Source organism: Xanthomonas sp. F1, from assembly GCF_014199855.1.
Window position 1 is genome coordinate 17,894 of the sequence record NZ_JACHOK010000013.1, and the last position, 23,417, is coordinate 41,310.

At 70.6% G+C, this 23,417-nt stretch carries 18 protein-coding genes; 7 read left to right on the plus strand and 11 right to left on the minus strand.

The features are described from left to right. Window positions 1-115 precede the first annotated feature (115 nt). The 3 genes from GGR71_RS19580 to GGR71_RS19590 form a co-directional block, all read right to left on the minus strand. On the minus strand, window positions 116-1,855 hold the full coding sequence (locus tag GGR71_RS19580; RefSeq protein WP_160958244.1) for an ExeM/NucH family extracellular endonuclease: 1,740 nt from the start codon (window positions 1,853-1,855) through the stop codon (window positions 116-118). Window positions 1,856-1,948: 93 nt separating this feature from the next. Beyond that, window positions 1,949-2,467, minus strand: a complete 519-nt coding sequence (locus tag GGR71_RS19585) for a c-type cytochrome (RefSeq protein ID WP_048489179.1) — start codon at window positions 2,465-2,467, stop codon at window positions 1,949-1,951. Window positions 2,468-2,621: 154 nt separating this feature from the next. Continuing rightward, a complete protein-coding gene (locus GGR71_RS19590; protein WP_160958247.1) occupies window positions 2,622-3,230 on the minus strand; it encodes a TetR/AcrR family transcriptional regulator in 609 nt (202 codons plus the stop codon). Window positions 3,231-3,362: 132 nt separating this feature from the next. On the opposite strand from GGR71_RS19590, the gene GGR71_RS19595 reads away from it, so the two are divergent. The 5 genes from GGR71_RS19595 (at window position 3,363) to GGR71_RS19615 (ending at window position 9,578) form a co-directional block, all read left to right on the plus strand. Continuing rightward, complete coding sequence (locus GGR71_RS19595; RefSeq protein WP_160958250.1) at window positions 3,363-4,526, plus strand: isovaleryl-CoA dehydrogenase; 1,164 nt, start codon at window positions 3,363-3,365, stop codon at window positions 4,524-4,526. Between the two features lie 109 nt (window positions 4,527-4,635). After that, window positions 4,636-6,246, plus strand: coding sequence for a carboxyl transferase domain-containing protein (locus tag GGR71_RS19600; RefSeq protein ID WP_160958252.1), 1,611 nt, complete (start codon window positions 4,636-4,638; stop codon window positions 6,244-6,246). Between the two features lie 312 nt (window positions 6,247-6,558). Further along, a complete protein-coding gene (locus GGR71_RS19605) occupies window positions 6,559-6,726 on the plus strand; it encodes a hypothetical protein (protein ID WP_184452249.1) in 168 nt (55 codons plus the stop codon). 22 nt (window positions 6,727-6,748) lie between these two features. Continuing rightward, window positions 6,749-8,758 (plus strand): acetyl/propionyl/methylcrotonyl-CoA carboxylase subunit alpha, encoded by a 2,010-nt coding sequence (locus GGR71_RS19610; RefSeq protein WP_160958255.1) that lies wholly within the window; start codon window positions 6,749-6,751, stop codon window positions 8,756-8,758. 79 nt (window positions 8,759-8,837) lie between these two features. Next, window positions 8,838-9,578, plus strand: coding sequence for a DUF6065 family protein (locus GGR71_RS19615; protein WP_160958258.1), 741 nt, complete (start codon window positions 8,838-8,840; stop codon window positions 9,576-9,578). 7 nt (window positions 9,579-9,585) lie between these two features. Here the strand turns inward: GGR71_RS19615 and GGR71_RS19620 are convergent, their stop codons facing one another. Together GGR71_RS19620 and GGR71_RS19625 are read right to left on the minus strand one after the other, a co-directional pair. Beyond that, window positions 9,586-9,966: a hypothetical protein gene (locus tag GGR71_RS19620; protein WP_160958260.1), complete on the minus strand. Its 381-nt coding sequence runs from the start codon at window positions 9,964-9,966 to the stop codon at window positions 9,586-9,588. An 87-nt stretch (window positions 9,967-10,053) separates the two neighbouring features. Then, window positions 10,054-10,830: an excalibur calcium-binding domain-containing protein gene (locus GGR71_RS19625; RefSeq protein ID WP_456362644.1), complete on the minus strand. Its 777-nt coding sequence runs from the start codon at window positions 10,828-10,830 to the stop codon at window positions 10,054-10,056. 519 nt (window positions 10,831-11,349) lie between these two features. On the opposite strand from GGR71_RS19625, the gene GGR71_RS19630 reads away from it, so the two are divergent. Beyond that, window positions 11,350-12,693, plus strand: a complete 1,344-nt coding sequence (locus GGR71_RS19630) for a hypothetical protein (protein WP_048489171.1) — start codon at window positions 11,350-11,352, stop codon at window positions 12,691-12,693. Between the two features lie 120 nt (window positions 12,694-12,813). Here the strand turns inward: GGR71_RS19630 and GGR71_RS19635 are convergent, their stop codons facing one another. The 4 genes from GGR71_RS19635 to GGR71_RS19650 all read right to left on the minus strand — a co-directional run bounded on the left by GGR71_RS19635 (window position 12,814) and on the right by GGR71_RS19650 (window position 16,752). After that, on the minus strand, window positions 12,814-13,194 hold the full coding sequence (locus tag GGR71_RS19635) for a VOC family protein (protein ID WP_160958266.1): 381 nt from the start codon (window positions 13,192-13,194) through the stop codon (window positions 12,814-12,816). Between the two features lie 34 nt (window positions 13,195-13,228). After that, on the minus strand, window positions 13,229-13,567 hold the full coding sequence (locus GGR71_RS19640; protein ID WP_160958269.1) for a hypothetical protein: 339 nt from the start codon (window positions 13,565-13,567) through the stop codon (window positions 13,229-13,231). Window positions 13,568-13,631: 64 nt separating this feature from the next. After that, complete coding sequence (locus GGR71_RS19645) at window positions 13,632-14,042, minus strand: hypothetical protein (RefSeq protein WP_160958272.1); 411 nt, start codon at window positions 14,040-14,042, stop codon at window positions 13,632-13,634. A gap of 13 nt (window positions 14,043-14,055) precedes the next feature. Then, complete coding sequence (locus tag GGR71_RS19650; protein WP_160958274.1) at window positions 14,056-16,752, minus strand: bifunctional acetate--CoA ligase family protein/GNAT family N-acetyltransferase; 2,697 nt, start codon at window positions 16,750-16,752, stop codon at window positions 14,056-14,058. 615 nt (window positions 16,753-17,367) lie between these two features. On the opposite strand from GGR71_RS19650, the gene GGR71_RS19655 reads away from it, so the two are divergent. Further along, on the plus strand, window positions 17,368-19,197 hold the full coding sequence (locus GGR71_RS19655; protein ID WP_160958277.1) for a monovalent cation:proton antiporter-2 (CPA2) family protein: 1,830 nt from the start codon (window positions 17,368-17,370) through the stop codon (window positions 19,195-19,197). Window positions 19,198-19,734: 537 nt separating this feature from the next. On the opposite strand, the gene zwf is transcribed toward GGR71_RS19655, so the two are convergent. Next, complete coding sequence (gene zwf / locus GGR71_RS19660) at window positions 19,735-21,516, minus strand: glucose-6-phosphate dehydrogenase (RefSeq protein ID WP_160958280.1); 1,782 nt, start codon at window positions 21,514-21,516, stop codon at window positions 19,735-19,737. Next, a complete protein-coding gene (locus GGR71_RS19665) occupies window positions 21,513-23,303 on the minus strand; it encodes a glycoside hydrolase family 15 protein (RefSeq protein ID WP_160958282.1) in 1,791 nt (596 codons plus the stop codon). The genes zwf and GGR71_RS19665 overlap by 4 nt, the downstream gene beginning before the upstream one ends. Window positions 23,304-23,417 lie beyond the last annotated feature (114 nt).

The window sequence follows — 23,417 nt, forward strand, 5'->3', positions numbered from 1 at the left end:
TACGCTTTGCGAACGACGGGAGCCCAGGTCGGGCCGTCCTGCAAATCGAGGATGGGGAAAGAAGGCCGACGATCGGCTTTTGCGAATCCCCATTCCCGATTCCCCGCTCCCGGCCCTACAGATCAAACCCCAGCAACAACGGATCGTGGTCCGAACTGCGCCACGGACCGGGCAGATCGCGCTCGCGGTAGCCGTCGCTGTCGGGCAGATCGGCATTGACGTGCCATTCCGCGGCGCCGCGCAACCGCGCCGCCAGCGCCGGACTCAACAAGGCGTGGTCCAGCCGGCCGCTGAGGCCGCGGTAGACGAAACTGTAGGGCTGCGCGACATGCGCCTCCTGCAGCGCGTCGCGCCAGCCTGCGTCGCGCAGCAGGCGCAGCGGATCTTCCATCGCGTAGGCGTTGAAGTCGCCCAGCAGCACGCTGGACGTGCTGCCGGTGCCGGTGGGGTCGCTGCGCAACCAGACATCCAGGCGCCGCGCCGACTCGGTGCGGGTCGCGTTCCAGCAGCCCTGGCCGTCGCCGCGGTCGGCGTCGGCACCGCTGGCCTCGCTGCAGCCGCCCTTGGACTTGAAGTGGTTGGCGACCACCACGAACGGCGCGCCGCTGCCGTGGCGGAACGCCTGCGCCAGCGGCACGCGGCTGTGCTCGGCGAACGGGCCGCCTTCCAGCATCGCCGGCTTGCCGACCGGGCTCACCCGCGAGGCGCGGTAGATCAGCCCGACCCGGATCGGGTTGTCGCCGGGGCCATGCCCGGCATCGACGAAGCGCCAGTCGCCGCCGCCGGCGTTGAGCGCGTCGACCAGGCTGGCGATCGCCGAGGTCGGGCCGTAGCCGTCGTTCTCCAGTTCCATCAGGGCGGCGACGTCGGCCTGCAGCGGGCGGATCGTCGCCACCAGCTTGCGCAGCTGCGCCTGGAACTCGGCCGGCGTGCGCGCACCGCGCAGGGTAGGGAAACCGCCGCCGCGGCCGTCGCCGTTGAAGAAGTTCTCCAGGTTGAACGCGGCGATGCGCAGGGTGCCCTCGACCTGCGGCGGCGCCGGTTCCGGCGGCGACGTCAGCTGCAGCGCGGCGGTCGGGTACAGCCGCGCGGTGCCGTCGATCACCCCGCCCACGATGCCCTCCACGTCCTGGACCGTGCTGCCCGCGCGCGGCGGTGCAGTCGCACTGCCCAGATAGTCCGGGAGCTTTGCCGTTGCCGTTGCCGGTGTCGGTGTCGGTGCAGTGAGCGTGCCCAGCCGCAGCCCGCGCCGCGTGTTGTCGGCAATGACCGCCGCTTGCTCGGCGCTGCCGGGCGCGGCCACTTCGCTGGGCTGCCACAGGCGCCCGCCGAAGGCCACGCCGAGTTCGCCGGTCTTGCCCAGCGCGTCGTTGTCGACCACGGTCAGCGGCGCGGCGATGCGCACGCGCATGCCGGCCAGCGCCGCCCAGTCGGCCGGCGCCGCGTCGAGCACCTGCAGCGGCAAGGGCTGCGCCCGTGCCAGCACGGTGTGGCCCTGCTCCAGCACGCTGCGCCCGACGAACGCCGTACCGGCCTTGGCGGACGCCGCGGCCTGCGGCGCCAGTTCGCCCCAGACCCGCACGCGGTCGCCCGGGGCCAGGCTGCGCTCGGCATCGCCGCGCACCAGCAGCGCGTCGGCGGTCAGCGGATCGTCGTCGCCGGCGTCCTGTACCAGGTAGCCGCTGCCGCCGGCCTCCACCCGCGCGGTGACCACGCCCTCGAACACCACGCCCTGCGCCTGCGGCCCCGGACGCAACTGCCCGATCGGCAGCAGCGTGGGCGGCGTCAGCGCCTGCGCGGCGGGGGCTACGACCAGCAGCAGCAACGACAACAACGATGGCGGCGGCATGCGCATGTGATCACTCTCCTTGTTTGCGCCGGCACGCGACGGGCGCGGAAACGACTGCGCCGCCCGAAGGCGGCGCAAGGGCGTGCGGGAGGCGCAAGGTTACTTCAGGTTGGCCAGCATCCAGTCCACGGTGGCGTGGATCTGCTCCTCGGTCAGCCCGGGATTGCCGCCCTTGGGCGGCATGATGCCGCCGTCGGGGCCGGTATAGCCCTCGATGGCGTGCTTGTAGAGCGTGTCCTTGCCCTGCGCGATGCGCTTGTCCCAGTGCGCGTGGTCCAGCGTCGGCGCCTTGCCCACGCCGGTGGTGTGGCAGGCGGTGCACAGGTTGTTGAAGATGGTCTTGCCGTCGGTGGTGCCGCCGTAGGCCGCCTGCGCCGAGGCCTTGGCCAGCGCCGCCGCCTGCGCGGCGGCCTGCGCCGCGGCGCCGGTGCTGCCGGCGTAGACCGCGCCGACCGGCGCGATGCGTTCCTCGGTGCGCTTTTGCGCGATCGGCGACACCTCCGGCGGGATGGCCCGCTGCAGGTAGTGCGCGAACACGATCAGGCCGATCGTGATCAGCACCAGCAGGCCGATCACCATCGAGAAGCGCTTGAGAAATTCGAGGTCGTAATTCCGCACATCACACCCCTTTGGCACGTGGTAATCCGGACCACCGCTACGCGACCGAGTATAGCCAGCGTTTGCGCCGCGCGGCACGCCGCGATGGCACGGAATCGCAGGCGATGCGTGCTGCATCGCAGCAGTTCGGCGCAGGCGCCGCGGTCGATCGCGCTCAGGCGCTACCCACCGCGCGCAGGCAGAACCCGCACACCGCCTCGACCAGGCGCTCGCTGTTGCGGGGGCCGTCGCGGCTGGGCGCGGTCGGGCCGACCAGGGCCTCGGTGTAGGCGCCGACCAGGCATGCCGCGGCCGCCTCCAGGTCCTGCGCGGGGAACTCGCCCGCGGCCACACCGTCGGCGAGGATGCCCTTGAACACGTCGCCGAGCAGGCGCCGGCAGCGGATGCGCTCGGCGTCCACCTCCGGCTCCACCGGCTCGGCGATGAAGGCATAGGCCAGCCCGGGGCCGGCCAGGGCGCGGCGCACGAACGAGGCGATGGCATCGCGCAGGCGCTGCGCCGCCGGTGCCGGCGCGGCGGCGATGGCACGCAGGATGGTCAGTTCGTGCTCCACCGCCGCGGTCAGCACCTCCACGAACAGTTCTGCCTTGGATGGGAAATGCCGGTAGATCAGCCCGGTGGAGACCCCGGCCTCGGCCGCCACCGAGGTCACCGGGGCGCCACGAAAGCCGTCGGCGGCGATCAGCCGGCGCGCCGCCAGCAGGATCCGCTGGCGGTTGCCGGCGAGGCGTTCTTCCATCAGGGCGGAGCGTTTATAGGCCATGGCGTGATTCTAAGTTCAATTAATGAATTTCTGTTCACTTCTTTGCCGTTCCCGGCTACGCTGGGCGCTCTTGCCCGGCGCGGGTCTGATTCTAGGCGCCGCCGGCCACCCGCCATTCCCGGAGTTGCCGCCATGCTGATGCCGTCGTTGAATTTCGAGTTGGGCGAGGAGGTCGACCTGCTGCGCGACAGCGTCGCCGCCTTCGCCGCGCGCGAGATCGCGCCGCTGGCCGAGCAGGCCGATCGCGACAACGCCTTCCCCGCGCCGCTGTGGCGCAAGCTCGGCGAGCAGGGCCTGCTCGGCCTCACCGTCGAGGAGGAGTACGGCGGCAGCGCGATGGGCTACCTGGCGCACGTGGTGGCGATGGAGGAGATCTCACGCGCCTGCGGCGCGATCGGCCTGTCCTACGGCGCGCATTCGAACCTGTGCGTGAACCAGCTGCGCAAGAACGCCAGCCCGGCGCAGAAGGCGCGCTACCTGCCGAAGCTGTGCAGCGGCGAGCACGTCGGCGCGCTGGCGATGAGCGAGCCGGGCGCCGGCTCGGACGTGGTGTCGATGAAGCTGCGCGCCGAGGCGCGCGGCGACCGTTACGTGCTCAATGGCAACAAGATGTGGATCACCAACGGCCCCGACGCCGACGTGCTGGTGGTCTACGCCAAGACCGACCCGAGCGGCGGCGCGCGCGGCATCACCGCGTTCGTGGTCGAGAAGGGCATGCCCGGCTTCAGCACCGCGCAGAAGCTGGACAAGCTCGGCATGCGCGGCTCCAACACCTGCGAACTGGTGTTCCAGGACTGCGAGGTGCCGGCGGAGAACGTGCTCGGCGACGTCGGCGGCGGCGTGCGCGTGCTGATGTCGGGCCTGGATTACGAGCGCGTGGTGCTCTCGGGCGGTCCACTCGGGCTGATGGCCGCGGCGCTGGACGTGGTGCTGCCCTACGTGCACGAACGCCGCCAGTTCGGCGAACCGATCGGCAGCTTCCAGCTGATGCAGGGCAAGCTGGCCGACATGTACGTGGGCCTCAACGCCTGCCGCGCCTACGTGTACGCGGTGGCGCGCGCCTGCGACGCCGGCCGCACCACCCGCCAGGACGCCGCCGGCGCGATCCTCTACGCCGCCGAGAAGGCGACCTGGCTGACCGGCCAGGCGATCCAGGTGCTGGGCGGCAACGGCTACATCAACGACTATCCGACCGGGCGGTTGTGGCGCGACGCCAAGCTCTACGAGATCGGCGCGGGCACCTCGGAGATCCGCCGCATGCTGATCGGCCGCGAATTGTTCGAGCGGACCAAGTGATGCCGTGTGGGAGGGGCTTCAGCCCCGACGCCGTTCGACGAGATCGCGTCGGGGCTGAAGCCCCTCCCACATCAGCCGCCTGCCCTTTCCTTCTTTCCACGGCCCAGCCATGAGCGCGATCCAGACCCAGTTGCAACCCGGCAGCGACGCCTTCGCCGCCAATGCCGCCGCGCTGCGCGCGGTGGTCGACGACCTGCACGCCACCCAGGCGCGCATCGCCCTGGGCGGCAGTGAGGCCGCCCGCGCCAAGCACCAGGCGCGCGGTAAGCTGCTGGTGCGCGAGCGCATCGATGCGCTGCTCGACCCGGGTAGCGCGTTCCTGGAGATCGCGCCGCTGGCGGCGCTGGGCCTGTACGACGACGAGGTACCGTGCGCCGGCGTGGTCGCCGGCATCGGCCGCGTGTCCGGCGTGGAATGCGTGATCGTCGCCAACGACGCCACGGTCAAGGGCGGCACCTACTACCCGATCACGGTGAAAAAGCACCTGCGCGCGCAGGAGATCGCCCAGCAGAACCGGCTGCCGTGCATCTACCTGGTCGATTCCGGCGGCGCGTTCCTGCCGCTGCAGGACGAGGTATTTCCCGACCGCGACCACTTCGGCCGGATCTTCTACAACCAGGCCAACCTCTCGGCGCAGGGCATCGCCCAGATCGCCTGCGTGATGGGATCGTGCACCGCCGGCGGCGCCTACGTGCCGGCGATGAGCGACGAGACGGTGATCGTGCGCGAGCAGGGCACGATCTTCCTCGGCGGCCCGCCGCTGGTGAAGGCCGCCACCGGCGAGGACGTCAGCGCCGAGGACCTGGGCGGCGCCGACGTGCACACGCGCATCTCCGGCGTGGCCGACCACTTCGCCGACAACGACCTGCAGGCACTGGCGCGGGTACGCGCGATCGTCGCCCAGCTCAACTGGCGCAAGCCGGCCCCGGCGCTGGCGCTGCGCACGCCGGAACCACCACTGTATCCGGCCGAGGAACTGTACGGGGTGATCCCGGCCGACCCGCGCAAGCCATTCGACGTGCGCGAAGTCATCGCGCGGGTAGTCGACGGCTCGCGCTTCGACGAGTTCAAGGCGCGCTACGGCACCACGTTGGTCACCGGTTTCGCGCACATCCATGGCTATCCGGCGGGCATCGTCGCCAACAACGGCATCCTGTTCTCCGAGTCGGCACTGAAGGGCGCGCACTTCATCGAACTGTGCGCGCAGCGTGGCATCCCGCTGGTGTTCCTACAGAACATCACCGGCTTCATGGTCGGCCGCAAGTACGAGCACGGCGGCATCGCCAAGGACGGCGCCAAGCTGGTGATGGCGGTGGCCTGCGCCAAGGTGCCCAAGTTCACGGTGGTGATCGGCGGCTCGTTCGGCGCCGGCAACTACGGCATGTGCGGGCGCGCGTATTCGCCGAACTTCCTGTGGATGTGGCCGAACGCGCGCATCGGGGTGATGGGCGGCGAGCAGGCGGCGAGCGTGCTGGCGACGGTGCGCCGCGACGGCATCGCGGCCAAGGGCGGGCAGTGGTCGGACGCCGAGGAGGCGGCGTTCAAGGCGCCGATCCGCGAGCAGTTCGAGCGCCAGGGTCATCCTTACTACGCCAGTGCGCGGCTATGGGACGACGGGGTGATCGATCCGGCGCAGACGCGGCAGGTGTTGGGGCTGGGGCTGTCGGCGGCGTTGAACGCGCCGGCGGAGCCGAGCCGGTTCGGGGTGTTCCGGATGTGAGGGGGCGCATGCGCTCGCGGTGGCAGGCGCCTTCGTGCCGCGATCGGCGGTGGCCACGCAGGTGGTCGCTGGCGATGTCGGCGGCAGTGTGCCCGGCCGTGGCCCGTTTGATCGGCGCTACGGCAGCGGCCGGCGCAACTGCCTTTGCTTTGGCTCCCGCTTTTGCTTTGGCTCCTGCGTTTGCTCTTGCCCTGCCTTTGACTTACCGGGCCCCCTCGGCGCGGCAGCCACGGCGGGGAAAAACCCGAAGGGCGGCGCACATGGACGTGCGCCGTTCGCGGCAGGGGCAGGATGCCCCTTCCGCGAATCCCCGTGCTGGCCGCCGCTGCGGAAGGGAACCCGGTAAATCAAAAGCCGGAGCAACAGCCAAAGCACAGCAACAGCAAAGGCGAAGGCAACAGCAACAGCAACGGCCGGAACCTCGCGTACAGCACCGTGCGCCTCGCGCAAATCCTCGCTCAGCAACCGCAGCACCCCTGACCTAATTTCCAGGCACCCGACCATGGCCACCCCCGACCTGCCGACCTTCGACAAGATCCTCATCGCCAATCGCGGCGAGATCGCCTGCCGGGTGATCGCCACCTGCCGCAAGCTCGGCATCGCCACCGTGGCCGTGTACTCCGATGCCGACCGCGATGCCCGCCACGTGCGCCTGACCGACGAAGCCGTGCACATCGGCGCCGCACCGGCGCGCGAGAGTTACCTGCTGGGCGAACGCATCCTCGAAGCCGCACAACGCAGCGGCGCCCAGGCCATCCATCCCGGTTACGGGTTCCTGTCCGAGAACGCCGAGTTCGCCGAGGCCTGCGCCGCGCGCGGGCTGGCGTTCATCGGGCCGCCACCGGCGGCGATCCGCGCCATGGGCGACAAGAGCGCGGCCAAGGCGCTGATGCAGGCGGCCAGGGTGCCGCTGACGCCCGGCTACCACGGCGAGCAGCAAGATCCGGACTTCCTGCGCGCGCAGGCCACGGCCATCGGCTACCCGGTGCTGATCAAGGCCAGCGTCGGCGGCGGCGGCAAGGGCATGCGCCGGGTCGATCGCGAAGACGACTTCATCGCCGCGCTCGCCGCCTGCCAGCGCGAGGCGCAGGCCGCGTTCGGCAATGCGCACGTACTGGTGGAGAAGTACGTGCTGCGACCGCGGCATATCGAGATCCAGGTGTTCGGCGACAGCCACGGCGAACTGGTGTACCTGTTCGAGCGCGACTGCTCGGTGCAGCGCCGCCACCAGAAGGTGCTGGAGGAAGCGCCCGCACCCGGCATGGATGCGACGCGACGTGCGGCGATGGGCCAGGCCGCGGTGGAGGCCGCGCGCGCGGTCGGCTATGTCGGCGCCGGTACGGTGGAGTTCATCGTCGCGCCCGATGGCGCGTTCTACTTCATGGAAATGAACACCCGCCTGCAGGTGGAACACCCGGTCACTGAGTGCATCACCGGCACCGATCTGGTCGAGTGGCAACTGCGCGTGGCCGCCGGCCAGCCGCTGCCGCAGCGCCAGCACGAACTGGCAATCCAAGGCCATGCACTGGAAGCGCGGCTGTACGCCGAAGATCCGGCGCGCGGTTTCCTGCCCTCGATCGGCACGCTGCAACACCTGCGCCTGCCCGCCGCCGATGCGCATACCCGGGTCGATGCCGGCGTCGAACAGGGCGACGTGATCGGCCCGCACTACGATCCGATGATCGCCAAGCTGATCGTCTGGGATGTGACCCGCGAGCGCGCGCTACGGCGCATGCAGGCGGCGCTGGCCGCGTGCCAGGTGGTCGGCGTGTCGACCAATGCCGCGTTCCTGCAGCGCCTGGTCGGCACCACCGCGTTCGCGCAGGCGGACCTGGACACCGCGCTGATCGAGCGCGAGCACGCCGCCCTGTTCGACACCCCCACTCCGACCACGGACACGTTGTGGAGCCTGGCCGCGCTGGCCTGGCAACTGCAAGAAGCAGCGCCGGCCGCGCAGGCTGCCGATCCGCAGTCGCCATGGGACCTGCGCGACGGCTGGCGGCTGGGCGCACCGGCGCCGCGTGCGCTGACGCTGCAGCATGGCGACACGCAACGCACGTTGCACTTGACCGCGCATACCGGCGGCTGGCGGATCCACGCCGCGCAGGCGCAGGACGTGCTCGAGGCAAGCGGCCAGTTGCGCGACGGCCGCCTGTCCGCGTTCCTCGGCACGCAACGGCTGCAAGCCGATGCGGTGTTCGCCGGCACGCAGTTGCACCTGTTCGTCGACGGCCACGGCTACCTGTTCGAACGCCACGACCCGGTCGCCGAGGCGGACCAGCCGGCGGTGGAGAACGGCGGCCTGACTGCGCCGATGCCGGGGCGCATCGTCGCCCTGCTGGTCGCGCCCGGCACCCAGGTGCGCCGCGGTACGCCGCTGCTGGTGCTGGAGGCGATGAAGATGGAGCACACCCTGCAGGCGCCGGCCGATGGCACCGTGCACGGCTTCCGCGTGCGCGAGGGCGAGCTGGTCGGCGACGGCGTGGCGCTGCTGGACTTCGACGCAGCCTGAGCATCGCGCACGGCGCCGCGGTCGCCAAGGCCGCGGCGAGGCGTCACACTCGGCGCTGGTCCATCGCCCTGCCTGCGCCATGAAACTCACCGCCCACGTTCTCGACGGCCACACCCTGGACGTGCGCCCGGCACCGCGCGAGCGGCCGTGGATGGACCGGACCGCCGAGCGCTACGCCTACCGCTGCCTGCCGCTGGACATCGCCAATGCGCACGGCTGGGAGCTGCTGTGCCAGACCGCGTTCGAGGCCGAGTGGAACGGCGGCAATGCGCTCGACGACCTGCGCGTGCAGCCGGCGCCGGGCACGCACGCACCGGCGGTCAGCCACTTCGGCTACGGCGTGCTGACCTTCCACGTGCCCTGCCTGTTCCGCACCGAGGCCGGCGTGGACCTGTACGTCACCGCGCCGGTGAATCGGCCCAAGGACGGCATCGCCGGGCTCACCGGGCTGATCGAGACCGACTGGAGCCCGTACACCTTCACCATGAACTGGCAGTTCACCCGCCCCGGCCGGGTGCGGTTCGAGGCCGGCGAGCCGTTCTGCCACTTCTTCCCGGTGCAGCGACGGGTGCTGGCCGAGACCGAGCCGCGCTGGCAGCCGCTGTCGCAGACACCGGAGCTGGAGCGCGAACACCAGGCATGGATGCGCAGCCGCGGGCAGTTCCTGCACGATCTTGAGCAGCCCGATTCCGACGCCAGCCGCGAAGGCTGGCAGCGCAGCTACTTCCGCGGACCGGCGCCGGGGCAGTGCCCGGCCGGCGTGGAGCACCGGGTCAAACTGCGGTTGGCGCCGTTCACCCGCAGCGACGACGCGGAGTGAGCGCGGCTCAGCGCGTGTGGCGCTGGCGCACACGCGTGGACAGGCGGAACACGCCGTAGGCCAGCAGCATGCCCAGCATCCCCGCCACGGCGTGCGCCCAGTCGAACACGCGCGGGCCGATGCCGCCGACCTGGTCGCCCCACAGGTTGAACAGCACCAGCACGATGGCGGTCAGCCCAAGCCCGGCCAGGAACGCGGCGCGGTTGGCGCCCAGCGCATAGCACAGGAACGGCATGCCCAGCCCGACCAGGAAATGCACCGGGAAGAAGTACACCGAGCCGTACGGACGCAGCAGCGACCAGACGATGGCGGCGAAGATCGCGACGAAGACGAACAGGCCCAGCGACAGTACGCGGGTCTTGGCGGGGGGAAGGCGTGGCTCGGTCATGCGTCACCTGCAGGCAATCGTTGACCGTAGGCGAAGACGGATCACGGCTTGGTCAAGACCATGCGCAACACACTCGGCGGCAGGTGCTCAACGCCCGCTACGACACCACTGCCGCTCGCACGGCACGCCATCGTGGTTGCCGTCCATCTCCACGCCCGGGCAGTGCTGCAGGAAATACACCGCTTCGGCGCAGGAGGTCATCTGTGCGCAGTGCGTGCGGCCGTCGCAGTGGAATGCGGGTGCCGTCGCGGACGAGGCGCGCGCCATTGCGGCTGGCGAAGCGGGCGCTGGTGGCGCTGTGGTGGTCACTTGCGGTGCCGCCCCGAAGCGCAGTGCCGCATAGGCCGCGCCCCCGAGCACCACCAGCAGCATCAGCACGCCGAGCCAGCGGCCGCGACGTACGCGCGGCGCGGCCTCCGCGCGCGTCGACACTGCCGGTGCACGGCCAGGCCGCATCACCCGCAAGGCACGCGGCCGTCCCTGCGCGTCGTGCTCCAGGTCGAAGGAGATCAGTTCGCCCACCCGCGGCGGCACGCCGTCTGCGGGAAACGCCGCGCGTTGCACCTCGGCTTCGGTCTCGCGATGCGCCAGGCGCACCCGGCCGCAACCGCGCTCCTCGTTCCACTGAATCAAGGTCCCGTGCGTGCGCATGGCGTCACCGCAAGAAAATGCATCGCCGCGATGGACGCCGCCGTACCCGGTGCGTCCATCGCCCCCACCGTGCCTGCCCACTTCCGCCAGGCACGGCCCCGCGCGCAGCATGCCACGGCCGGGCCGTCCGCGCTGGGCGGCCACGCGGCAGGCGCGGTCGGCGCGCCGGAACGGCCCGCAAGCCGTTCGCCGCCGCAGCGCGGGCGGCGACAACTGTCTACCACCGGCTGCGCGGCGCTCGCTAGAGTCCGAAGCGTCGAGTACACCGATGCCCGCACACCGCGCGGTACCGGCCATCGACGCGCAACCCGGCATCGCGGCCGCCGCATGGCGCCGCCCCCGCAGCATTCGTCCCCCGATGCTGCCTGCCGGGTCCGCGCGTTTCCCCCACGCTCGACGCAACAGGATCCTTCAGCGCAGTTGCCTTCCACACGGGGTCAGGAGAGCGACATGGACATGTCTTCGGTCCGCTAGGCCGGTTCCACCGCATTGCCGCTTCCACAGCGTCGCCGTCGCCCCTGCACGGCGGCGGTGGACGTTGCCACCTCCCAACGCGTCTCCCGCTTCGTCTGCGCGCGCAGCCGGATGCGCGCGCGTGCCTGCGGCACGGCGGGAGTCCTTCATGGCGGCCGCGCAGCAACGCGGGCGTGCGGCCGGTCCGGGGCCAGGGATGTCCGGACACAGGACGCGGCATCGCCCGCACGCACCGACGCACACGACCGGAGGTCCATCATGCAACTGCCCCATCCGCGCATTCTCGCCATCGCCACCGTGCTGACCCTTGCCAGCGGCGCCGCCTCCGCTGGACGGTTTCCGGATTTCGGCTACGCGCCGCCCTCCACCTACAAGGGGCCGCTGTTCCAGCTCAGCCAGGACTATCCGCAACAGCCGCCGAGCGGCCCGTTGCCGGCCTTCTTCCAGCAGTTGCCCAAGCCGCTGAGCAACAACTTCGAAGCCTGGCGCGGCTACGCCGACGCGGTGAAGGCCTACTGCCTGGAAGGCAACGTCGAAAGCGACTGGTACGTGCAGAACAACAAGGTGCGGCGCTGGTACCACGCGCCCTGGCAGCACTACGGCCCGCTCGGGCGCGAAGGCGTGCATGGACTGACCAAGGAAGCGCAGATCCAGGTCAAGCAACTGGCGCCGACCCAGCTCACCACCGGCCAGACCTTCGCGGTCGGCATCTACAACGATGTCGGCGCCTATACCTTCGGCCAGGTGTGGAAGGACCCGCAGAACCCGGACCCGAGCTTCACCACCAAGCCCAACACCTTCCGCGACGGCACCGTGGTGTGCAAGGCGCTGTTCGCCGACGTGGACCTGAGCCAGGTGCCGTTCCTGCAGAACCCGGTGCTGTGGAACGCCTGGGTCACCAACAGCTTCAAGTCCGCCGACCGTTCGTTCAAGAAAGTGGCCCTGATCCAGATGGATTTCGCCGTGCGCGACAGCCGCGTGCCCGGCACCGGCTGGATCTTCGGCACCTTCCAGTACAACGGCGCGGTCAGCGGCAAGCCCGGCTGGCAGAACCTGGTGCCGGTGGGCGTGATGTGGGGCAACGATCCGCAGAACAGCGGCGACGACTACACCAACAAGCAGCCGACCCAGACCCGGATCAATCCGCGCATCCTGCAGTCGGCGATCAACGCCAGGCCGGAACTGCCGCCGACCCACCTGGGCTGGAACGGCCGCCTCAACGGCCCGGTGGACAACCCCATCAGCTCCTGCATGAGCTGCCACATGACCGCCGAATCGCCGCAGCTCTCGCCGATGAACCCGACCTTCCAGGCACCGGACAAGGTGCCGCCGGTCGGTTCCAAGGAGTGGATGCGCTGGTTCCAGAACATTCCGGCCGGGCAGCCCTTCGACGCGGCAGCCAAGAGCACCGATTACAGCCTGCAGCTGGCCGGCGGCATCGCCAACTTCTACGACTGGAAGTGCACCCAGGACGGCGTGTTCGTCAGCGGCGGCAACCTGTGCGAGCAGAGCAAGACGTCGCTGAAGCTGATGCGCTCCACCACCCCGCCGCCGACCGTGTACCCGGTCGAGCGCGGGCTGAGCAACCAGGACTTGGAGTAACCGCCGCAATGCCACGCCTGCCGCGCGCCGTCCGACGGCGCCGGCAGGTACGGCCCGTGCCCAGCGCGGCGAAAGGACACAGGGATGAGCAGCATCAGGCGTGCTGCCGCCTGCGCTCGCTCAGCCGATCTGCTGCCCGACCCACCAGGTCGTGCCGCCGGCGTCGCGGAAGCCGCCGCGCCGGTCCGGATCGTCCTTCTGCTCCGGTGCCTGTATTGCTGTCGCACCGGCGGCCAACGCACGCTGGTAGGCGGCATCCACGTCGCGGACGTAGACGTGCACATGCGCCGGCACCGCCGGCCAGCCCTCGACCGCATCGCAGAACATCACCACGGTATCGTCGATGCGCACCTCGCCATGCGCGAGCAGGCCGCCCTCGCTGGGAATCTGCCGCAGCGGTTCGGCATCGAACACCGCGACCAGGAAATCGATGGTGCGCTGCGCACCGTCGACGATGAGATACGGCGAGACCGAGGTGTAGCGCTCTGGCTTGAACGGCATGAGGAACTCCTGAGGGCGGGTCGGATGCGGCGGCTCAGGCGTAGCGCCAGAGCAGATAGATCAAGGCGCATAACACCGGTACTGCGATCACGAACACGATGCTGGCGGCACGGGTGAGCAGACGCAGGTCGGCAGTCGCCATGCGCTGCTCGAACGCTGCCACATCGATCCTGGTTTCCGGTTGATGCCTGGGATCGTGAAGGACGCGCAGCGCGTCCTCGGCCTGGGCGTTGAAACAGACGAACAGCGCCCATTGCTCGCCCAATCTTCGCGACTCCTCCTGCACGACGTGCGTGGCGATACCCTTCTCGCGTAGCAATTGACGCGCGCGCAGCAAAGTGTCGCCGTCGTAGTACCGCGCGATGTACTTCATGATCGCCACTGAACCCGTGGGGAGCGGTGCCGATGTGCGCTGGGGCTTGCGTGGCCTACGCCATTTACAGCGCGCATGTGCTCACCCGTGCCGCCAGGGTAAAGGGCACCGCGCCCAGCTCGTCGAGGCCTTCGACATCGAACGCGTACACGCCCTTGACCACGAGCATCAGCTGCCCGTCGCGCGAAAGGTTGAAGGTCAGCGTGTCGACGTCGACCGGATGGTGCGCGCCTGCCAGGTAGAGCGCGCCATCAATGTAGCCGTCCTGCGGGTTGCGCGGAAAGTCGAAGCGCTGGCCGGCCAGCTCGCCGAGCCTGAGCGAGGGCAGCGCGATACCGTCCAGGCGGATCGCCGTGTCCACGATCTCGCCGGCATGCAGGAACGGGCGCAGCAGGATCTCCAGCGCGGCATCGCCCGGCAGGCCGGACAGGATCGCGTGGCGCGGCTTCAAGACGCTGGGCGAGAACGTCGACATCGCAGCGCCGCCCTCAGTGTTGCGTCACCGGCAGTACCACGTCCATCAGCGTGGCGTCGTCCGGATCGGGCGTGGCCTTGAAGCCGAGCTGCTGGCACATCGCCAGCATGGTGCGGTTCTCGCGCAGCACCTGGCCTTCGACCACTTTGAGGCCGAGCCAGCCGGCGTACTCGATCATGATCCGCATCAGCTGCCAGCCGATGCCGTGGCCCTTGAGGTCGGAGCGGATCAGGATGCCGTACTCGCCGCGGTCGTAGTCGGCGTCGGCATGTAGGCGTACCGCGCCGAGCATGTCGCCGCTGCGCGGCTCGATCGCCACCAGCGCGATCGAGCGCGCGTAGTCGAGCTGGGTCAGGCGCGCGATGAACTCGTGGCTGAAATGCTTGACCGCCTGGAAGAAGCGCAGGCGCAGGTCCTCGTCGGTGACGCGGGCGAAGAAGCTGCGGAACAGCGCATCGTCCTCCGGCCGCACCGGGCGCACGAGCGCAGCGTTGCCGTCGTTGAGCACGATGCGCCGCTCCCACTCCTTGGGATACGGGAAGATCGCGAAGCGCGGATGGCCGCGGCCCTTGTGCAGGCGCCGCGACGGCGCCACCGCCACCCGCGCGTCGACCGCGATCACGCCGTCGCGGTCGGCCAGCAGCGGGTTGATGTCCAGTTCGCGGATCTCCGGCAGGTCGGCCGCCAGCTGCGCCAGCTTGACCAGCACCATCGCCACCGCGCGCTCGTCGGCGGCCGGCACGTCGCGGTAGGCCTTGAGGATGCGGCTGACGCGGGTGCGGCCGATCAGTTCGTGGGCCAGGCGCAGGTCCAGCGGCGGCAGCGCCAGCGCCTTGTCGTCGATCACCTCGACCGCGGTGCCGCCGCGGCCGAACACGATCACCGGGCCGAAGGTCGGGTCGTCGGCGATGCCGGCGATCAGCTCGCGCGCCTTGGGCCGCAGCAACGAAGGCTGCACCAGCACGCCGTCGATGCGCGCGTCCGGCCGCGCGGCGCGCGCGCGGGCGAGGATGCCCTCGGCGGCATCGCGCACCGCCTCCACGCTGACCAGGTTGAGGCGCACCCCGTCCACGTCGGACTTGTGCGGGATGTCGGCCGAGTGGATCTTCACCGCCACCGCCGAGCCTTGCGCCAGCATCGGCGCGGCCACCTGCGCCGCGGCCTCGGCATCGGCGGCGTGCGCCACCGGCGCGGTGGGAATGCCATAGGCGGCCAGCAGCCGCGTGGTCGCCAGCGGGTCCAGCCAGGTCTGCCCGGCGGCCAGCGCGGCGTCGACGATGCCGCGCGCGGCGGCGGCGTCGAAGGCGAAATCGTCGGGTAGGCTCGGCGGCGTTTCCATCAGCGCCGCTTGTGCCTCGCGGTAGCGCACCAGGTGCATGAAGCCGCGCACCGCGTCGGCCTCGGTGGCGTAGGTGGGAATGCGCGCGGCGTTGAGCGTGGCGGTGGCGCTTTCGTCGTTGCCCAGCCACACCGCGAACACCGGCTTGTCGCGGTGGTGGCGCGGACGCTGGCCGAGGATGCGGGTCAGCGCCTGCGCCGCCTCGGCGGAGGATGTGAACGCGGTCGGTACATTGACCACCAGCACCGCATCGTTCTCCGGATCCTCCAGCAGCGCGCCAGCAGCGGCGGCGTAGCGTTCGCCGTCGGCGTCCACCACGATGTCCACCGGATTGCGGTGCGACCACTCCTGCGGCAGCGCCGCGTCCAGCCGCTGCTGGATGGGTGCCGACAGCGCGGCCAGGGTGCCGCCGAGATCGGCCAGCGTATCCACCGCCAGGCGGCCGACGCCGCCGCCGTTGCTGAGGATGGCCAGGCGCCGGCCGGGGAAGGTGCTGAGCCGGCCCAGCGTCTCCGCCGCAGCGAACAGTTCGTCCAGCGCCCGCACCCGCAGCAAGCCGGCGCGGGCGAACGCGGCGCCGTACACCGCATCGGAACTGGCCAGGGCCTGCACGTGGGTGTCGGCGTTGGGATCGATGCGCAGCTGCCGACCCGACTTCACCACCACCACCGGTTTGGCGCGCGCCGCGGCGCGCGCGGCGGACATGAACTTGCGCGCGTCGCGGATGTGTTCGACGTAGAGCAGGATCGCGCGGGTGCGGTAGTCGGTGGCGAAGTAGTCGAGCAGGTCGGCGAAATCCACGTCCAGCGCGTCGCCCAGCGAGACCACCGCCGAGAAGCCGACCGCGCGCGCCACGCCCCACTCCACCAGCGCCGCGGCGATGGCGCTGGATTCGGAGATCAGCGCCAGGTCGCCCGGCTGCGGGCAGTGCGCGGCGATGCTGGCGTTGAGCCGCGCATGCGGCGCGATCACGCCCAGGCAGTGCGGGCCGAGGATGCGCAGGCCCTTGGCGCGCGCAGCGCTCTCGACCCGCGCCGCGGCCGATCCCGGCCCGCTGCCGAGCCCGGCGGTGAGGATGATCGCCGCGGCCACGCCGCGCCGGGCGGCGATCGACACGATGCGCGGCACCATCCGCGCCGGCGCGGTGATCACCACCAGATCCGGCACCCACGGCAGATCGGTGAGGCGGCGCACCGTGGGCACGCCGTCGATCTCGCGATACCGCGGGCTGACCCAGCCGATCTGCCCCGGAAACCCGGCCGCGCGCAGGCTGCGCACCACCGCGCGCCCGGCCGAACGCTCGCGCGGGCTGCCGCCGACGATGGCGACCGAAGCGGGGCGGAACACGGACTGCAGGTGGTAGGTACTCATGGCGGCGGCAGAGGCAAGCGAATGCGCTAACGGTACACGGCTGGCCGCGGCGCGGGGATGATCCAGGGCTTGCGGCCGACCGTAGCGCGCGTTCGGCGACAGGGTGCACTGTCGCGATTCCGGCCTCCGCGCGTCGGGGCTGAAGCCCCTCCCACAGGGGCTTCGGTCGGCTGCCCGGTGCTCACGGCTCGCGTGTGCTGCTGGATTCAACACGACTTCGACCGCTGCAAGTCATGCCGTGTGGGAGCGCCTTCAGGGCACCTTGAATCACCTGTTTTGCCGCGCATCGCGCTGTCTCGCAGGAGCGGCTTCAGCCGCGACGAGGCTCTACCGGTAAGGCACGGTCGCGGCTGAAGCCGCTCCTACGCGTGTGCGCTTGTGCTTGCTCGAGGCGCCCTTCGGTCGCGACGCGACCGAGCCACAGGCGAGGCGACCGCGCAAGCACAGCGCCTGATCCAGGAGGCGACCTCCTCCTCCACAGCAAGGCCAGCAACACCGCCGCCCATCCGGCCTCGACCTCCAAGGATTCGCAGAGCCCATCGGACACCCCGCACCCAGCCCGGGTCAGCAGACGGTCGCATTGGCGGCCGCATAATGCGGCGATGGAGACGACTCGTGCATAGCGGCGGCCTGGAACTGGCGCTGGTGCTGCTGCTGGCCGCGGTGATCGCGGTGCCGGTGTTCAAGCGCCTGGGCCTGGGCGCGGTGCTGGCCTACCTGGCCGCCGGCGTGGTGCTGGGGCCGGACGGGCTGGGCTTCGTGCAGGACACCGAGCGCATCCTCAACGCCGCCGAGATCGGCGTGGTGATGCTGCTGTTCCTGATCGGCCTGGAGCTGTCGCCGGCGCGATTGAAGGTGATGCGGCATGCGGTGTTCGGCGCCGGTTCGGCCCAGGTCGCACTGACCGCGCTGCCGCTGGGCGCGCTGGCGCTGTGCGTGGGTCTGAACTGGAAGAGCGCGCTGGTGATCGGCCTGGCGCTGGCACTGTCCTCCACCGCGGTGGGCCTGCAACTGCTGGCCGAGCGCAAGGCGCTCAACAGCGACTACGGCCGGCTCGGCTTCGCCATCCTGCTGTTCCAGGACCTGATCGCGATCCCGCTGCTGGCCGCGGTGCCGCTGCTCGGCGGCGCCAAGAACGACACCCTGACCTGGACGGAAGTGGGCCAGGCGCTGGGCGCGCTCGCGCTGGTGGTGCTGTGCGGGCGCTTCGTGCTGCGCCATCTGTTCCGCACGGTGGCGCGCACGCGCATGCCCGAGGTGTTCACCGCCAGCGCGCTGCTGGTGGTGCTGGGCAACGCCTGGTTCCTGCAGAAGGCCGGGCTCAGCCCCAGCCTGGGCGCGTTCCTGGCCGGCGTGCTGCTGGCCGATTCGGAGTTCCGCCACGAACTGGAAGCACAGATCGAGCCGTTCCAGGGCCTGCTGCTGGGCGTGTTCTTCATCGCCGTGGGCATGGGCATCGACCTGGACCGCATCGTCGCCGAGCCGTGGTTGATCGCCGGCGCCGTGGCCACGCTGCTGCTGGTCAAGTTCGCGCTGCTGGCCGGCATCGGCCGCGTGCTGCGCCTGCCCTGGCGCAGTGCGCTGCTGCTGGGCAGCCTGTTGTGGCTGGGCGGCGAGTTCGCCTTCGTGGTGTTCACCGAGGCGCAGCGCGTGCGTCTGCTCGACGACGCCACCCACGACCGCCTGGTCGCGGTGGTCGGCGTGTCGATGGCGCTGACGCCGCTGCTGCTGATCGGCATGCAGCGCCTGCTCGGCGGCAACGAGGCCGGCAAGGGCAAGCAGCCACCACCGCCGGCCGCGCAGTACGACGCCGTGGACGCGCAGCGCGCGCAGGTGCTGATCGCCGGCATGGGCCGCTTCGGCCAGATCGTGGCGCGCCTGCTGACCGCACAGCGCATCCCGTTCGTGGCGCTGGAACACAACCCGGACACGGTGGAAGACCTGCGCCGCTTCGGCAACCAGCTCTACTACGGCGACCCCAGCCGCCCGGACCTGCTGCGCGCGGCCGGCAGCGACGGCATCCGCATCTTCGTGGTGGCGATGGACGACCCGGAGACCAACATCAAGACCACGCGGCTGATCCGCCGGCTCTACCCCACCGCCAAGGTGCTGGCCCGCGCGCGCAACCGCCAGCACGCCTGGCGGCTGATGGACCTGGGCGCCGAACCGTTCCGCGAAGTGTTCGCCTCCAGCCTGGAGCTGAGCGAGCAGGTGCTGCTCGGCCTGGGCCTGGACGCGGCCACCGCGCGCGACCGCATCGCCCGCTTCCGCGAGCACGACACGCAACTGCTGCGCGCCCAGCACCTGGTCTACGACGACGATGCCGCGGTGGTGCAGACCGCCCGTGCGGCACGCGCCGACCTGACCAAGCTGTTCGAGGCCGACGTCAACGATCCGACGGCCGGGCCGGCGGATGCGACGGGCTTGGGGCAGCCGCGCAGTTGAGACTGGTGGCGTGGGCGTGACCAGGGCCACATGGTCTGCATGTGTTGCGGGTGTGCGATGCGTTGCGGTCGCATTGCTGCCGCTCACGGCGGGCATGCCACCGCCGTGTGCGCCGCGCCCGGGTGGCGATGGGGAGACTGACCAATCGCCAAGCTGCACCCGGATTGCGACATGCTGCGGGCGTCATCCGGCATGGTCGCGTCGGGGCTGAAGCCCCTCCCACAATGACGGTCGAACGCGTCCGCGGCGGCGACGCTTTTACTGGCGGCGAAAGCAGGGACGATAGGGGCAGGCATGACATGCCGGTTCGCCAAGGCCGATGCTCGCAAGCGCGCGATGTCTGGACACCGCCCATCCTTCCATTGTGGGAGGGGCTTCAGCCCCGACTGCAGGATCCAACCGCCACGCATTCGCCCGCCTTGTCATGGAGGCATCTCCCCGAGCGCTGGGGCTCACGCCAGCGCCCGCGGCACCGCTTTGTGACATGGAGACATCTCCCCGAGCACTGACGGGCACGCCAGCGCCCGGGGCACTGCTTCAGCGCTTGCGTGCGGGACGCTTCGCGGCGCTACTGGCCGCGCGCTTGACGGCTTTTTTCGCGGTCTTCTTCGCGACCGTCTTCGCCGCCGACGTCTTCGCTGGTACCGAGGCGGTCTTGCTCCTGGTCGACTTGCGCAGCGTCGCGGCAGCCGAGGCATCGCCCGCCTTGGCCCCGCCACGCTTCGGCGCCGGCGTCACCGGCCGGGTTTCGGTCGTGGCACCGGCCTCCGGCGGGCGCCGCGGCGGCGGGCGGCGCCCGGCGGTCAGGGTGCGCCAGGTGTGGCCGCCGTTGAGCGCCAGCAGCGCATCGGCCGCGGCCGGGCCGGCACTGCCGGCCGGGTATTGCGGGGTCTCATCGGCCGAGGTCTGCCAGGCGTCGAGGATGGGCTGCACGATGGTCCAGGCCGCCTCGACCATGGTCGCGTCCTGGAACAAGCCGGCCTCGCCGTGCATGCAGTCCTGCAGCAGGCGCTCGTAGCCCACCGTGTATTCCTTGGGGAACCAGTCGCGGTAGCGGAAGTCCATGCGCACCGGCGCCAGGCTGACCCTTGCGCCCGGACGCTTGACGTCGAACTGCAGCGAGATGCCCTCGTCGGGCTGGATGTGCAGCACCAGCCAGTCGGGACCGTAACCGCCGATCTCCGCGCTGCGCAGCGGCGCCAGCGGCGCCGGCTTGAAGCGGATCGCGATCTCGGTGGTGCGCTCGCGCAGGCGCTTGCCGGTGCGCAGATAGAACGGCACGCCGGCCCAGCGCCAGGTGTCCACCTGCAACTTCATCGCCACGTAGGTTTCGGTATTGGAATCCGGCGGCACCGTGTCTTCCTCGCGGTAGCCGGGCACCGCGTTGCGGCCGATCGCGCCAGCCGCGTACTGGCCGCGGACCACGTCGGCGGGGCTCAGCGGCCGCACCGCCTCGATCACCTCGGCGCGCCGGCGCAGCATCGCGGCAGGGGTGAACGCCGCCGGCGGTTCCATCGCGATCATCGCCAGCAACTGGAACAGATGGTTGGGCACCATGTCGCGCAGGCAGCCGGTGGGATCGTAGAAACCGCCGCGGCCTTCCACGCCGATGGTCTCGGCCGCGGTGATCTGCACGTGGTCGATGCGGTCGCGGTTCCACACCGGTTCGAACAGGCCGTTGGCGAAGCGGAAGGCGAGGATGTTCTGCACCGTTTCCTTGCCGAGGAAATGATCGATGCGGAACACCTGGTCCTCGTCGAGCACGCGGCCAACGATGGCATTGAGCTCGCGCGCGCTCTGCAGGTCGTGGCCGAACGGCTTCTCCACGATCACCCGGCGCCAGCCGCCACTGGCGCTCTGCTTGACCAGCCCGGCCGCGCCCAGCTGTTCGATCACCGGCGCGAAGAAGCGCGCCGCGGTGGCCAGGTAGAACAGCACGTTGCCGCCCGTGCGGTACTGCGCGCCGATCTTCTCCAGCAGCGCGCCCAGGCTGCGATAGGTGCCGGCGTCGTTGAAGTCGCCGCGCAGGTAGTGCAGGCGCGAACGCAGCCAGCCCCACACCTCCTCATCCAGGCCATCGGCCTTGAACTCGGCGTCGCGGTCGGCCATCAGCCCGCGCATCGCATCGCCGAGCATGCGCCGCCACGCCACTTCGCTGACCGCGCCGTGGTCCACGCCGATCACCGCGAATTCCTCGGGCAGCGCGCCGCTGTGGCGCAGGTTGTACAGCGCCGGCAGCACCAGGCGCCGGGTCAGGTCGCCGCGGGCGCCGAACACCACGATCAGGCAGGGAGGAGTGGTCTGGGAAGCATCGCTCATGGATGGGTGTCCTGTTCGCCGATCAAGCCATGCAGGCGCAGCGCCGCGTGGACCAGCGCCACGTGCGAGTAGCCCTGCGGGAAATTGCCGAGCATGCGGCCGCTGCGCGGGTCGTATTCCTCGGCCAGCAGGCCGACGTCGTTGCACAGCCCGAGCAGGCGCTCGAACAGGGTGCGCGCCTGGTCGCCACGGCCGAGCAGCGTGTAGTTCTCCACCAGCCAGAAGCTGCAGGCGATGAAGGTGCCCTCGCCGGCCGGCAGGCCGTCGCCGCTGGCGTCGTCGGCGCGGTAGCGTTCGACCAGGCCGTCGATGCTCAGGCGTTCGGCGATGGCGTCGGCGGTGGCAGCCACGCGCGGGTCGTCCGGCGGCAGGAAGCCGACCAAGGGGATCAGCAGGGTCGCCGCGTCCAGTCGCTCGCTGCCGTAGCTCTGCACGAAGTAGCCGTCGCGGTGCACGCCCTGCGCCAGCACCTGCGCATGGATCTCGTCGGCCAGCGCGCGCCAGTGCGCGCGTTGCGTGGCATCGGCATCGGTGACGCCGTCGCGTGCGCCGCAGTCGAACGCCAGCCACGCCATCACCTTGGAATGGACGAAGTGCTGGCGCTTGTCACGGATTTCCCAGATGCCTTCGTCCGGTTCGCGCCAGCGCTGTTCCAGCACCTCCAGCAGCTGCCGCGCCAGCGAGCGGCCATGCACGGCCGAGGCCATGCCCTCGTGGTGGCCACGGTGGAACGCGGCGATCACCTCGCCATAGACGTCGAGCTGGAACTGGCCGACCGCGGCATTGCCCACGCGCACCGGCGAAGCGCCTTCGTAGCCGGGCAGCCAGTCCACCTGCCATTCGGACATGCGCCGCTCGCCGCCGATGCCGTACAGCGCCTGCAACTGGTCCGGCGACCCGGCCACGGTGCGCTGCAGCCAGCCATGGAACGCGGCAGCCTCGTCGAAGTAGCCGGCCGAGCGCAACGCGGTCAGGGTGAACACTGCATCGCGCAGCCAGCAGAAACGGTAGTCCCAGTTGCGCTCGCCGCCCAGGCGTTCGGGCAGCGAGGTGGTCGGCGCGGCGACGATCGCGCCGGTGGGCAGGTAGCTCAGGCCCTTCAGCACCACCAGCGAGCGCCGCACCGCCTCGGTCCATGGACCGGCATGCAGGCAGCGATGCGACCAGCCGTGCCAGAACGCCTCGGTCTGCGCCAGCGCCTGCTCCGGCGCCAGCAATGGCGGCAGTTCCAGGTGCGAGGCGCCGTGGCTGAGCACGAACCAGGTGCTCTCGCCGGCGTCCAGCACGAACTCGGACTCGGTGGCGAAGCCGTGGCCGTGCATGGCCTGCGGGCTGCGCAGCGCGATCTGATCCGGCCCGGCCACCGCCTGCAGGCCGCCATCGATCTGCGACACCCAGGGGATGGTGCGGCCGTAGTTGAAGCGCAACTGCAGTTGCATGCGCAGCGGCACCTTGCCGTGCAGGCCGCGCACGATCCGCACCACGTGGTTGTGCATCACCTCGTCGTGGCTGGCGACCATGAAGTCGAGCAGCGCCACTGCGCCGGTGTCGGTCTCGAACCGCGTCTCCAGCACCAGGCTGCCGTCGCGGTAGGCGCGGGTGCTGGTGAAGGCGCCCTGTGGCGCGATCGCCCAACGGCCGTGGTCGGGTTCGCCGAGCAGCGCGGCAAACAGGGCATCGGAATCGAAGCGCGGCAGGCACAGCCAGTCGATCGAGCCGCAACGGTCCACCAAGGCCGCGCTGCGGCAGTTGCCGAGCATGGCGTAGTCTTCGATTCGCGAGGCCATCGTGGGCGCCGGGACGGAGGAGCGGCGAGTCTGCCAGCGCCGGTGTTTGCGTCGCGTAATCGCCGCGCGCTGCCGTTCAGGCGCGCGCAAGCAGCCGGCTGCCGCTACACTGCG